This window comes from Paenibacillus sp. M-152 (assembly GCF_003856555.1).
In the GTDB taxonomy this organism is placed as follows: domain Bacteria; phylum Bacillota; class Bacilli; order Paenibacillales; family Paenibacillaceae; genus Paenibacillus; species Paenibacillus polymyxa_C.
The window spans coordinates 651,042-664,829 of record NZ_CP034141.1; the positions used below are offsets into that span (position 1 = coordinate 651,042).

The 13,788-nt window shown below is 45.0% G+C and carries 12 protein-coding genes; 8 read left to right on the forward strand and 4 right to left on the reverse strand.

The annotated features are described in order from the left end of the window. Nucleotides 1–101: 101 nt before the first annotated feature. From EGM68_RS02970 to EGM68_RS02985, 4 genes are all read right to left on the reverse strand, one after another. Nucleotides 102–1,199, reverse strand: a complete 1,098-nt coding sequence (locus EGM68_RS02970) for a GerAB/ArcD/ProY family transporter (protein ID WP_058830613.1) — start codon at nt 1,197–1,199, stop codon at nt 102–104. Between the two features lie 29 nt (nt 1,200–1,228). Next, nucleotides 1,229–2,455 (reverse strand): Ger(x)C family spore germination protein, encoded by a 1,227-nt coding sequence (locus EGM68_RS02975; protein ID WP_129548614.1) that lies wholly within the window; start codon nt 2,453–2,455, stop codon nt 1,229–1,231. Nucleotides 2,456–2,466: 11 nt separating this feature from the next. After that, a complete protein-coding gene (locus EGM68_RS02980) occupies nt 2,467–4,083 on the reverse strand; it encodes a spore germination protein (RefSeq protein ID WP_090739144.1) in 1,617 nt (538 codons plus the stop codon). Between the two features lie 261 nt (nt 4,084–4,344). Then, nucleotides 4,345–5,244 carry an AraC family transcriptional regulator gene (locus EGM68_RS02985; protein ID WP_129548615.1) on the reverse strand — a complete coding sequence of 300 codons (900 nt, stop codon included), beginning with the start codon at nt 5,242–5,244 and terminating at the stop codon, nt 4,345–4,347. A 163-nt stretch (nt 5,245–5,407) separates the two neighbouring features. On the opposite strand from EGM68_RS02985, the gene EGM68_RS02990 reads away from it, so the two are divergent. From EGM68_RS02990 to EGM68_RS03025, 8 genes are all read left to right on the forward strand, one after another. Beyond that, nucleotides 5,408–6,169, forward strand: a complete 762-nt coding sequence (locus tag EGM68_RS02990) for an SDR family oxidoreductase (protein WP_129548616.1) — start codon at nt 5,408–5,410, stop codon at nt 6,167–6,169. A gap of 284 nt (nt 6,170–6,453) precedes the next feature. Beyond that, entirely contained in the window at nt 6,454–7,281 is an 828-nt protein-coding gene (locus tag EGM68_RS02995) for a TIM barrel protein (protein WP_129548617.1), read from the forward strand. 16 nt (nt 7,282–7,297) lie between these two features. Beyond that, the gene (locus EGM68_RS03000) at nt 7,298–8,644 is read left to right on the forward strand and encodes an amino acid permease (RefSeq protein WP_129548618.1); all 1,347 of its coding nucleotides are present in this window, start codon (nt 7,298–7,300) and stop codon (nt 8,642–8,644) included. A gap of 161 nt (nt 8,645–8,805) precedes the next feature. Next, nucleotides 8,806–9,819, forward strand: coding sequence for an SIS domain-containing protein (locus EGM68_RS03005; protein ID WP_019685995.1), 1,014 nt, complete (start codon nt 8,806–8,808; stop codon nt 9,817–9,819). Between the two features lie 94 nt (nt 9,820–9,913). Further along, nucleotides 9,914–10,696: a fructoselysine 6-kinase gene (gene frlD, locus EGM68_RS03010; RefSeq protein WP_040102266.1), complete on the forward strand. Its 783-nt coding sequence runs from the start codon at nt 9,914–9,916 to the stop codon at nt 10,694–10,696. Between the two features lie 63 nt (nt 10,697–10,759). Beyond that, entirely contained in the window at nt 10,760–11,488 is a 729-nt protein-coding gene (locus tag EGM68_RS03015) for a GntR family transcriptional regulator (protein WP_129548619.1), read from the forward strand. Nucleotides 11,489–11,807: 319 nt separating this feature from the next. Next, nucleotides 11,808–12,458, forward strand: a complete 651-nt coding sequence (locus EGM68_RS03020; RefSeq protein WP_206099041.1) for a glycosyltransferase — start codon at nt 11,808–11,810, stop codon at nt 12,456–12,458. Nucleotides 12,459–12,926: 468 nt separating this feature from the next. After that, nucleotides 12,927–13,742 carry a DUF2935 domain-containing protein gene (locus EGM68_RS03025; RefSeq protein WP_129548621.1) on the forward strand — a complete coding sequence of 272 codons (816 nt, stop codon included), beginning with the start codon at nt 12,927–12,929 and terminating at the stop codon, nt 13,740–13,742. Nucleotides 13,743–13,788: the final 46 nt, after the last annotated feature.

Consider the following 13,788-nt stretch of genomic DNA (forward strand, 5'->3'; position numbering starts at 1 on the left):
GTTAAGACAAAGTAACCATAAAGATCGGATAAATAGTCGAAGGGGTGCGCTTCAATAATATGGTTATTTACCTGCTTATTAACCAAAAGAAAAAATAGGTACTAACTATAAGCGCTTCTCTTCTTCTTCCGAATTAGCATGGTCAGCAAAAGGAGGACAGGCAGTGCAATCTGAAAAATCGGCCAGACTCGAACCAAGGCTACATGAAGACCGAACCACAAAAATTCGGTTAACCTAGGGGAGAGAAACGTAAGAGCATATATGATGATGCTTAGCAACAGTAACGCAGGCTTATATCTAAAGGGGGTTATCGTTTGAAGCCCTATGACGGCACCAAACATAAACCCCGCCGTTTTGACTCCGATTCCAATAAATAGAATCATCGTAAACAGGACATCAGCTCTCTCAACAATCTTCGGAAGCTGAATTAGTTGAGTAACCTCAAACAAGGGATAGGTGCTTGATGCCGCCCATTCTGGACCTAGAACCAGGACTGATAGTTCATTCATAACGATAAGGAACACAGCAGTGATCCAGTAAACAATGACGATCGATCGCTGTAATTTACGTTTGTCCGTAACAATCTTGAACAGCACAAGAAAAAGTACCGTCTGCCCGAAGGGAAAAGACACGATCTCGGGAATGGCAGCCTTCACTACGGGAGTTAGACCATTCTCCAATACAGGAAACAAAAATTCAAAGTGAATGAGTCCTGTAAAAGGAGTAAGCAATAATAAAATGCCATAACCAAAAACCAATAGAAGAAGGAAGATATGACATAGAAGGAACCAGACCCTCGGTCCAAACCACACTACATCGGCACAGACAATTAACGCTATAAACGTAATAACTTCGGTAGGAGTTCTGTTCAGTAATGTCAATGCGCCGAGCTCACCAATGTCCCTGACACTCCTGGAAGCTTCATAAGCAAAGTAACTGATGAACAGAAGACCACCCAGACTACCAACCCATTTTCCCCAATAATGGCATAGGAGTTCATACAAATCCCGGTGTGGGTCGAGCTTATGCATGTATAAATACATGATTAGCAGGACGAAGCCTGCAAGTGCACCGGTCAGCATGGCTAGCCATGCATCCTGCTTGGCTTTAGCCCCCAATAGGAATAATGTTGTACTGCCAACCTGAAACAAGGAAAAGGCGATAGCTAACCCGGATACCCTGGTGACGGTTTCCCTCATATTTTTTGAGTCCCTTCATACAAATTGGTTTAGGTTTGACTTCCGATACGCTTTTGTAGGAGTCCAGGACGCTTAATCCGTGCATCCACTCGAATGTCCAGTTCTATCCTCTTGAATTCCTGATCCCAGTCTTTTTCCACTATCTTCCACTTTTTTGGGAAACTCCGGTGAATCCGGTCAGCGAAACCAGTTGCATCTACCCCAAGTTCCTGAAGTTTAGCCCAGCCTTCATTTATCGTACTGGTCACTTCTTTTGCTATTTGTTCTTCCAGATCATGTATTGTCTTCGTCTTGGAAATATCCTTAGTGCATGTAGTTTCATTTAAAGTCCCGTTAATTTTCACTCCAACCTGCATAGTGTAATGAGAATTCGTTTTTCTGGGTGTAAGCTTTACATCAGCAGAGTTTACTAGCAGGGAAGAGTACATTTCCCTATTAGATTGTTCACCGCATGGAAACGAAACTTCAGTGTTGTTAACCTTTTGAGACAGATAAGATACTCCCAGACTCTCTTTCTTGTTGAGAAACCCTTTGAGCTTCCCTTTTTGGAACACCGCCAATTTAGTCAGTGCCAGCTTGAGCGGGGTTGAGGTTTTTTTGAAAACATCCAGACTCTCTGCTTCCTTCTCGTCCTGGTATTCTCTTTCTCCAATCAACTCGGCGACTGGTACTCCAATAGATTTGGAATCCGAGTTCATGCTTAATACGAAATCATAAACCCTAACTTTCGGAAACAACGATAAAATATCGCTCTCTTTGTCGACCAATTCAGCCATAGCGGCGCCTTGAAGTTTTTCAGGCGGCAATAATTTCTTTAATAGATCGGATGCTAGTCCGTCCGTTACAATCATATTTACCATTTCCCTCGCTTCCGTATTACGAAGATAAAAATCGATTAAACGGTCCATTCCTTTCTCAGCCGCTCTCCTACCGATAAATACAACACGATTATGTGCTACGTAAATTCGTCTTGATGTTTTTAAATTGCTGTATGATAACGCCTGGTTATAGGTTTTAGACTTTACAGAGAATACATGGGATGCCGGTTGGGAAGCCCCTCCTGTTCCTCCACCGGTACCACTTGCAAGGGCGGAGGGAACAATAATCTGATAGGACACCATCCACTGTCCGTCGTCCATCATATCTACTCCTGTAGCTGCAGTTACCCACAGTTCATTCAGTTCGACTCGGTTCCAGCAACCCACCAAACTGAATAACACGACCAAGATCATAAAAAACCTTCCTAATTGGGACATATCGGTCCTCCTTACGCCATAGGATCTCGGCCGTGTTCCCCTGCCTGTTCTGCAAATGATTCCTGTTCCGTTGCCTGTCTTACTGGATTGACATCCCCAATCATTTTCGGCCGTTTCTTCATCTTCCACCAAGGTACACGCACAAACAGGTCTTTCATATTGCTCTTATAGAAAGGTGCTAGCGGCATCATATAAGGAACGCCAAACGAATTCATAGATACTAATCGAACGAGGATGGGAACCACGCCCGCCAAAACGCCGTATAATCCAAACAAACCCGCTAACAGCATGAGTCCAAATCTGAGTAAACGAACAGCTCCCGCCATATTGATGGCAGGTAGCACAAAGTTGCAGATGGCTGTGAATGATACCACAATCACCATAGCAGCGGAAACCAAACCCGCCTGAACGGCAGCTTGTCCAAGAACCAAAGCCCCAACGATAGAGATTGCAGGCCCTACGGCACGCGGCATTCGTACTCCTGCTTCGCGGATAACTTCGAAGGTGAGCTCCATTAGCATTGCCTCAAGTAGGGCTGGCAATGGTGTATTCTCTCTCTGTGCAGCCAAAGTGATAAGCAGTGTTGTAGGCAGCATTTCTTGGTGAAACGTAGTTGTTGCAATAAAGAACGAGGGTAATAGCAATGCCAAGAAAAAGGATGCCATCCGAACGATCCGAAGAAAAGATGCCAGATCATAACGTTGGTAGTAGTCCTCACTGGAAGAGATGAAACGAAAAAAGGTTACGGGAGCAATCAGGGCAAATGGGGTCCCATCAACCAATATCGCTACTTGCCCTTCAAGCAAGCCCCCTGCTACAGCATCCGGGCGTTCGGTGTTGTATATAGTTGGAAAAGGTGTCCATACCCCATCTTGAATAAATTCCTCGATATATCCACTTTCGAGAATACTGTCCGTGTTGATGTAATCTAATCGTCTGGAAATTTCCTTAACTACCTCCGGATCTGCTATGCCTCGAATAAATGCCACCGATACCTTCGTCTGCGTGTATGATCCGATAATTCGAGAATCAAAGTGGAGGTCAGTTGATTTGATCCTTCTCCGGAGGAGTGCGATATTGGTGGATATATCCTCTGTAAACCCCTCTTTAGGGCCGCGAATTACTGTCTGCGATGTTGGCTCCTCAACCGCTCTTTTAGCCCCCCCGCTCATAGAAGCAGCAAAGGCCTTGGTGCTGCCTTCGACAAGGAGAACCACCTGTCCATAAAGAACGGCATGGATAAGTGCTTCCTCATTTTTAAGGCAAGTGATGCCCCCAATAGGAATACGATCCATCAACCAACTTTCAACATTACGATCAGAGAGATTCCCATTTCGAATACCTGCAGTAAGTTCCTCCAGCAGTGTCGTTAAAATTTGCTGATCAATCAGGCCTTGAAGAAAACCTACAGCGAGAACCGGATTGCCCTGTTTATCGTTCAAACAACGAAGAATGAAATCCGTGCTATGTCCTATTTCCTGCTTCAGCAGGGTCACGTTGTCCTTAAGCGTGCCACTCAGCTCCTTGGATAACTCAGTCGATTTTTCATCATCAACTGGCTTAGGGCTGCTGCCATTTTTAGATCGTGAAGGCTGTTTAAACAGCCATTTTTTTAACTTGTCAACCATAGCAATACAGTTCCCTTCTAGATAACGGTCAACTGTAATATGCTGCTATTCCACAGTTTATATGTACTGTTCTTGTCAAAAGATGGTCGCATATCAATCCATTGCAGCTATGTTTATTGTGGAGATGCCCGTTAGCTTAACAGTGTACTGGCAGTGCTTCTTTACTTCCAATTTACAGGGCGATGGGCTATTTATGTTCTATTTAAGGCAGATAAAAGACATCATCATCAGCTGACTCATCTGCCTGACGTTGGTAAACTTCTAAATTAGCTGGGATGGTAGTTCTATGTCACGTAGATGACTGATATCTCTCATCGGTGGGCGTCCGAATAAGCGAGCGTATTCTCGGTTGAACTGAGAAGGGCTTTCGTAACCGACCTGAAATCCTGCCGTTGCAGCATCGTAGCCTTCCGTGAGCATCAGTCGACGTGCGCTCTGCAATCGAATAATCTTTTGATACTGAAGGGGGCTTGTTCCCGTTACTCTTTTGAAGTGCTTGTGAAAGGTTGTTGGGTTCATGTTCACTTTTTTTGCTAACTCTTCAATGACTAGCTGTTCAGAATAGTCACGATTGATTACATGTATTGCATTTGAAATACCTTGTGCATAGCTTCCGATCACGGCGAACTGCCTGAGTAACGCTCCTTGCTCTCCCTCCAGCACACGATAAAATATCTCCCGGATGTAGAGTGGAGCTAGTATCTCGATATCCGTGGGTGAATCTAAAAGATTGACGAGGCGTAGAATCGCATCTAAAAGAAAGGAAGTGGACGGATTAACCAAAATGCCCCTTCCCGTGACTCCCTTTTTCTGCGAACTAGATTTCTTGCTTATATCTATAATGACATCAGGGCTAAGTGTTAATTGTAAACTTAGGTACGGCAACTGTGGAGAAGCATGAGTAATTTTCCCAATCACTGGTAGATGTACGGATGCAACCATATAACTGGACGAATCGCACATGAGGCTTTCCCCGACAAATGTGGCAGTTTTAGAGCCTTGGGCAATTATGTAAAGAGAGGGCATGTTGAGGGTATGCGTCGGTTTCGACTCCGCGGATGCGCGCCTGAAACAAAGCTCTGGAATCGCTGTTTGGTGTAAACCATCCTTAGGCGTATGCCGTGCTATTTGCTTAGCTAACTCCGTAATGAGTTGGTTCAAACTTATTCACCAATCCTTTTTCATTTAATCTGATATGAATATTGTAATTCAAACCGGACAGGAATAGGCAAGGAACGCGTATGAATCGTCTATCTGCTTTATTTTGATATTTCTTATAATTCAAGGCGAAAGACAAATTTCCAGATGAAAGAAGGATTCGGAAATGAGATTAATCCAGAATGCAACCCTGTCCGGAATCAAAGATAAAGTTGTTGTCATTACGGGTGCAAGCAGTGGGATTGGTGAAGCAACTACACTTTTACTGGCTGAGCATGGGGCAAAAGTCGTACTTGGGGCACGGCGACCTGAGCGCCTTGAAGCTCTTGCGGCCCGCGTCGCGGAGGTTGGCGGTGAAGTCGTGTATGCTAGCACAGACGTCAGACGGCGGGAGGACGTAACCAAGCTCATCCATTTGGCATGTGAGCGATTCGGCACGATTGACGTTCTCGTGAATAATGCCGGCTTGATGCCGATTTCTCCCCTTGACGACTTGCGTGTTGAGGATTGGGAGGACATGATCGACGTCAACATTAAAGGTGTTTTGTACGGCATCGCCGCAGCACTGCCTGTCTTTCGCAAGCTGGGTTCCGGACATTTCGTCAACATTGCTTCTACAGCAGGACATAAAACTGTACCGAACCAGTCTGTTTATTCTGCCACGAAATTCGCTGTCCGCGCCATCTCTGAGGGTTTGCGACAGGAAGCCGGTGATAGGGTGCGGGTAACGATCATTTCACCCGGTTTGGTTCGGACGAATTTCGCTGAAGGTGTGACGAATCTGGAGGTGAGGGCCCGGCTCGAAGAGTCTCGTGACCAGTTCGCGTTGCCACCGGAGGCGATTGCCCGTGCCATTGCGTACGCGATTGAGCAGCCGGTTGACGTTGATGTGAATGAGATCGTAATTCGCCCCACATCTCAAGTGTAAGGTATAAGGGGTATGATAAGTAAGCCAGTGCTTCAGCGAAAGTAATGTGGGCGCGATTACAAGAGCACTTAATCCCTGGACAGGACAAAAAAAGCAGGCCAAACGAGCAAATGTACTCGTTGAGGCTTGCTTTTTTTGCTCCTATAGGAGCTGAGCAATCCACATAGAAACCGGCTGAATGACTTTTTAATTTATTTTCAAAAAGACATTGAAACCTTTGTGACTACTAGTTATAATACAAGACATAACAATTAAAAGCGCTTACATGAGAGAGGGTGAAGCAGATGAAGATTGCAGGAATGAATATTACGTACAGGTATTTTCCTTTCGAGCACTTCTTGGACCAAGTCGCCGAGCTTGGGATTGAGCACATCGAGCTGTGGGCGGGCGAGCCTCATTTATACGTCTACCGGAATGTTCTTGGCAACTTGAGGCACGTGAGGCAGCAGCTGAAATCCCGAGACATGAAGGTCGTCTGTTATACGCCGGAACAGTGTGTCTATCCCTTCAATATTGCCGCTTCTGACCTCCAGCTACGGCAGAAGAGCATCGATTACTTCATAGATAATCTGTACGCGGCGCTGGAGCTGGAGACCGATATGATGCTTGTGACTTCAGGAATAGGAGACTTCGCTGTACCGCAATTGGAATCATGGAAATATGCGAGCGACTCCATCTATCAGATATCCAGGGTGGCTGAGAAGGAAGGGATGACTTTAGCGTTGGAGCCTCTGACCCGATTCGAATCGAATCTTATTATCGATGCTAAGGGAATCAAGAGGATGTTGGAGGAGATCCGTTCCCCGTCATTAAAAGGGATGATCGACACCGTAGCGATGCAGCTCGCTAGCGAGACACCCGAAGATTATTTCTCCTTACTCCCGGAGATGGTTCATTTTCATCTGATCGACGGTGACGGCTCGTCTGATGCGCATCTGGCTCTCGATGATGGGGTGCTGAATTGGCGGGAATATCTAACCAGTCTTCAGAGCCATAATTACGAGGGAGCTTGTACACTAGAGATTATGGGGTTCAATTATTATCAGAATCCGCAGGAAGCACTTAGGGAATCGGTCAGGAAAATAAGGGGAATGGAATTCTTATCACCTTGATTTGGAGGAACTCGTTATGAGTAATGACTCACTTACACGAAAACTGGGCTTTTGGTCGGCCCTAGCCATCGCTGTTGGAACTACGATAGGTTCCGGAATCTTTGTCTCTTCCGGTGATGTCGCAAAAGCTGCGGGTATGCCCTCGATCTCAATTCTAGCCTGGATTATTGGTGGGGTTATTGCGATTCCGCAGGTCATGGTGTTGGCCGAATTGGCGACTGCCTACCCGCAAAATGGAAGCGGTTACGTATACTTGAATAAAGCAGGATGGAGGCCCTTGGCCTTTCTATACGGATGGGCAACCTTCTGGGCACTCGATCCTCCGTCCATTTCAATTATGGCTCTGGCCATTGTTGCATACCTGGCGAGCTTCTTCCCTTTTTTCGTTGGAATTGCTGGCAAGCTGTTAGGGGTAGCAATCATTTTGATCATCACGTCCATCCATTACCGAAGTGTCAAGGCAGGCGGTAGTTTTCAAGTCATTATTACGGCTGTCAAAATCATCCCTTTCCTGATTGTTATTGTGTTGGGCCTCATGTACATGAACTTTGACAACTTTGCTTACACACCCGCCGCAGGAGCGACAAGTTCAAGCTTAATCGGTGGCGTATCTGCCACGACGTGGGCTTACACGGGAATGGCCGCCATTTGTTTTATGGCTGGAGAATTCAAAAATCCAGGGAAAGTTCTCCCTCGGGCATTAATTAGTTCGGTACTGATTGTATTGGGTCTATATACGCTGCTTGCGGTATGTGTCACTGGCTTAATGCCGTTCGATAAACTGATGGGTTCCAGCTCCGCTGTGTCCGACGCCGTCAAGTATATTCCCGGATTATCCGGTATGGCCTCATCCTTTGTAGCCGTTACCGCGATTATTGTTATCCTGGGTTCCTTGAGCTCTTGCATTATGTTTCAGCCTCGCCTGGAGTATGCCATGGCGAAGGATGGCCTGTTCTTTCAGCGTTTTGCGAAAGTTCATCCCAAATTCGAAACACCAAGCTTCTCGATCATTGCCCAGGTTACGTTGGCCTGTATTCTTGTGTTCTTCAGCAATTTAACCGAACTGCTTGGTTATTTCACCCTGATTCAGCTGGTCATTAACATTATGGATTTTGCCGCAGTCTATAAATGCCGTAAGAGAGAGGATTATAACCCGATTTACCGCATGCCAATGTGGAGAGTAACCACTATTCTGGCTATCCTTGGGGCAGGATGGCTGGCTTGGGGAACCTTTACGTGGGCTCCAGTGCAGGGCATGATTGCCGCGGCGATAGTCATCGCAACGGGTCTGCCTGTGTATTACTACTGGGAGAAGAAGTATGGATCTAAAAGCAGTCATGACAGCAGCAATATAGTCATTTAGCCCGGATGAAATGAAGGGAGCGAACTCTAACTTACTGATTTCCTTCAGATTTTACAAAAAGAGTTGTTTTAATTGTATTGCCTGGTTATACTACTGTATATAACAAATAAAATTGGATGATATTGGAGAGGAACCGCTCCAGTATTAGGGAGGGAACGTAAATGTTGAATTTTGACGAACAGTTATTCCTTAAGCTTGTGGAGCAAGAGGGCCTGGCCTTTAGAGGACAAATTGAAGAGATTGTAGACGGGATTGCCAAGAAAGGGTACAGCAATATTTTTCTGATTGGTGCGGGTGGCACAATTGCGATGATGTATCCTTATGAGTATATTCTTAAATCAAACTCGACCATTGATGTGCATGCGGCGATTGCCGCTGAGTTTATGGTGATGAACAACAGACATTTCAGTAAGGATTCCGTATGTATTTTTACATCTGTGTCGGGAACCACGCAGGAGACCGTTGCGGCAGCCGAGTTCTGTAAGGAACGGGGAGCGACTACGATTGCACTTGTGGCAGAAAGGGACACTCCGTTAACCAAAATTGTAGATCACTGCATCACTACTGGCTCGGAGAAACATTCCTTCGATACATTCTTCATGCTCTTGTACATGGTTGTGTTCCGGTTCATGTATAACAACAATGAGTTCCCTCAATATGAGCAGTTCACGAAGGAAGTTGCCTTATTGCCGCGTGCGATTCTGGACGCAGTCAAGACCTTTGACCCTAAAGCGGAAGCTTTTGCAAAAGAACATAAAGATACTGACTATCATATGATGGTTGGCTCCGGCAACCTGTGGGGGAATACGTACTCCTACGCGATGTGTATCCTGGAAGAAATGCAGTGGATTCATGCGAAGTCGATTCATGCGGCGGAATTCTTCCATGGCACGCTTGAGCTTGTGGTTGAAGATACCAGTGTTATTCTGCTGAAAGGCGAAGATGAGACAAGACCTCTGATGGATCGGGTGGAGAGATTCGCCGAGAAGATTACGAAGAAGCTGACCATTATTGATACCAAAGACTTTGCCATGGAAGGCATTAGCGAGGAGTTCAGAAAGCATTTTGCCGTAAGTATCAACTGGTCTGTACTAAGTCGTATCAGCGCCTACCTAGAGCGTGAGAGAAATCATCCGTTAACACTTAGAAGATACTATCGCCAAATGGAATATTAAGATACACAGTCTCTAGTTCATTCTATATTGATACATTGTTTTGAGCACTACTTTGTAGTGCTCATTCTTTAATAGCAGGGAAGGCGGGAGCAGGATGAGAATCATTACAGTCGGGGATAACTGCATGGATGTCTATCAAGCAAGCGGCAAAGCCTATCCTGGAGGCAATCCGGTGAATGTGGCCGTCTATTTAACTGAAATGGGTGCAAAGACGGCCTATCTGGGCTGGGTGGGCACCGACATTTATGGGGAGATCATGATCCAGGCTATTCAGGACAAGGGCGTGGATACTTCCCGGATTTCAAAAAAGGACGGAAAAACAGCGGTAACCCACGTAGAGATGGTGAAGAATGACCGGAAGTTCGGCGATTACGACGAGGGAGTTATGGCACAGTTCTTCCTTACAGCAGAAGAGCTCGATTTTGCTGGCCATTATCAGCTCGTCCACTCGGGGATATGGGGCCATGCCGATCCGTACTTTCCTCTCTTTAAGGAAAAGGGCCTGATCACTTCCTTTGATTTTTCAGATCAACTGCAGGATGATCGGGTACAGACGTTAACGCCATATGTAGACTATACATTCTTTTCGTACACTCAGGATGATGACTATATCCGCCAACTTTTGGTAGAGGTCAAGCAAAGAGGAGCGCAGATTGCTGTGGCTACCTTGGGAGAGAACGGCTCGCTTGCTTACGACGGGGAACAATTCTTTCCGCACGGCGTGGGTAAGGTGAACGTTGTGGATACGATGGGAGCTGGGGATTCCTTCATTGCCGGGTTCATTTACGGTCGATTGAAAGGGCTTTCGGTCGAGAGCTGCCTGGAGCTTGGGGCAATCACAGCTGGGAAGACGATAGGTTATTTCGGTGCATGGTGACTGGAGATGATCATCAATGTATAATACTTATTATAATCATTGATGGATAAGGATGAATTTACCATGAATTTGAATCCTTCAACCCCCCAGCCGCTGTACATGCAGATCAGGCAAATGTTGAAGAACGATATCCAGGACGGACGATACAAACCGGATGAACAGATTCCAACGGAAGCAGAGCTCTGTGATACGTATAGTGTAAGTCGAATCACCATACGGAAAGCGATTGAGGAACTCGTGCGGGAAGGAACCCTGACGCGAATTCCTCGTAGAGGCACCTTTGTGGCCTCCAACAAATTTCATAATGAACTGTTATCCGTAAGCGGTTTCTCAGAGTTCAGCCACCAGCTGGGCATGATTCCAAACTCACGGATATTAAGAAGCGAAGTAATCCCGGCGTCTGAAGAGGTGGCTGGACATCTTCATATTGAAGAAGGCAGCCCTGTGTTGGAGCTTGAACGGTTGATGTATGTAGATGACCGCCCGCTTTTCTATGATATAGCCCATTATTCACTCACCCGGTTTCCAGATTTGGAAAAGAAGATCGCAATGAAAGAATCGACTTACAAGATTCTGTCGGAGGATTATAACACCGAGATCGTGAGCAATGATAAGATCATTGATGTAATTGGTGCGACCAAAGATTATGCGAAATTGCTTGAATGTGATATTGGAGCGAACTTGTTCCGGATATTGAAAATTGCTTTTGACGCAAAAGATGAGCCTGTTCATCTCTCCACATTTATGTGTGAGACGAATCGGGTCAACCTGACGGTCCACCGGGCAAAATAAGTTATGCCCATCGGCATGGCCTATTCTCCAAAAGGATCTAGCATCGAAACGAGTATACGGCTACTTCAGGACGTAGCTCGTTCATCAGCATTGCTTCTTTTACTTGGACCATGGAATCATGGGCTCTGCTGGCTAAGCGCCGGCAGGCTTTTTTTGTGTGTTGAAATACGAAATCATGTTTTTATAAGATCGTTACAAGGGTGAACAGCATGTTAGATGGTAACGGCTGAAAGCTATAAATATTCCTGCGCATAGAATCGTATACTTCAACCATAATAAGACAGCCTGTTTATTCCAAACGTAAGAGGAGCAGATGAATATGCAAAATAAATGGTTACTGGCATTGTCGTTAACCTTGGCGCTCGTTTTTAGCATGACTCCGGTAGTAGTCGCGCAAGCGAAGGCGGGTGAGGAAAAGGGTACCACTTGCCTAAGTCCCAAAATGGTGCAACTGAAAGGAGATATGCAGAAGGTATGGATCGACCATACGATATGGACGAGAAGCTATATTGTCAGCGCCATATCTAATCGCCCAGACCAAAAGGACGTATTGGACCGGCTTTTACGGAACCAGCAGGATATAGGCAATGTGATCAAGCCTTATTATGGGGAAGCTGCCGGTAATAAGCTGGCTGATCTTCTGAGAGAGCATATTCTGATCGCAGGAAAAATTGTAGCCGCTGCCAAAGCGGGCAATCAGGCGGATATGAAAAAGCTAGATGCGGATTGGCATGCAAACGCCGACGATATTGCCAAATTTTTAAGTGAAGCGAATCCGAACTGGCAGTTCAAAACACTACAAGATATGCTGTACACGCACCTTCAGTTGATTACGGAAATAGTCCTTAACTGTCTCAAAGGAGATTGGAAAGCAGATATTGCAGCAACCGATAAAAATGAGATCCATATGATTCACCTAGCGGACATCCTGACAGAAGGCATTGTCAAACAGTTCCCTGAAAAATTTTAAGCGAGCGCTATAGACGCTGCAAAGCAGATTACAAAGGAAGAAAGCCCCTCTCGTTAATTATCTTGGAGGGGTTTTTCATTTTGTGAAAGTTGGCTAGTCCATGTACATAATACTGAGAAAATCTTGTTAGACGATATTGCACACGAACTGGTCAATTGAGCCGCCGTGCCTGACTATCGAATCCCCAAAAAGCATAGTTTTACTACAACAATTAAAATCTAATGTCACGGATGTCGCCTATCTAATAGGATTTAATAGTACAAGCTACTTTATTGATAAACTCCGAAATTCAATATTCTATTATTTTCTATAATATACTATTTGATGTTGTTATTAGATACGAGTCTCAATAGCTTAATTTTCGAAATTAGATTTGTATAAGACGTGGAACTTTGATAATCATAATGACCTGGCATATCCCATATGACTAAGTAGGTGCTTTTTGGCTCACATAGAGGAGGGATATGATTGGATGCATTCGTGGCGCGTTCATTAGATGAAATACGGTTTTGGTCGAGGATCATGAAGGAGCATTCCTTTTTTCTGGGGTTAGGTTTTAGAGCAGAAGATACTCAGCTTAAAACAGAAGCCAATCGGTTTTACGCCATTTTCGAGGATATTGAGAAAAGATCGTATGAATTTAAGACTGACACAGATCCTTATACAATTAGAGAGTTTAATACGGAAGTTCAGAATGCGGCGACGAATATTTGGGCATTTAAGAGAATGGTATTGGGCCTTATATTACAATGCAAACTTCCTGGGCAAACCAATTTCCCCTTACTGGTAGATCATGTAAGCCGGGAAGCAAATTACTTCAGAAATCGTTTAGGGGAACTCAATTTAGGAACGCTTGAACCCTTACCTGATGCTATTATTGACGAAAATGTATTTTTCTTAAAAATTATGGCCGATCACGCAAAATTCATAGGCCATCTGCTGGATCCCTCCGAACGTAAACTGGTTGAACAAGCTAGGGAGTTTAGTAATGATTTTGATACACTGATGTTTCAAGCGATTGATTTAAGTTATATGCGCCCACAGTCGCAGACGGTTCCACTTCTGAGTCAATTTGTGGATGAAAACCGTATCTCTGTGAAGTCCTTGCGAGATTTTAAGAAAACAGCGCGTGATTTGATCGACGAGTGTCGAATAAAAAGCATTATCCATCCTTTATTAGCTGATCATGTATTTCGTGAGGCTGAGCGTTTCCTTTTTATTCTCGATATGTTTGATCAGTCCTTATCCGGTGTCAAGGTGAATAAGAATGAAATTATGCACTGAGATCCCCCTACAAAACGAATACAGTTTCTGTAAAATGTGCATTGGA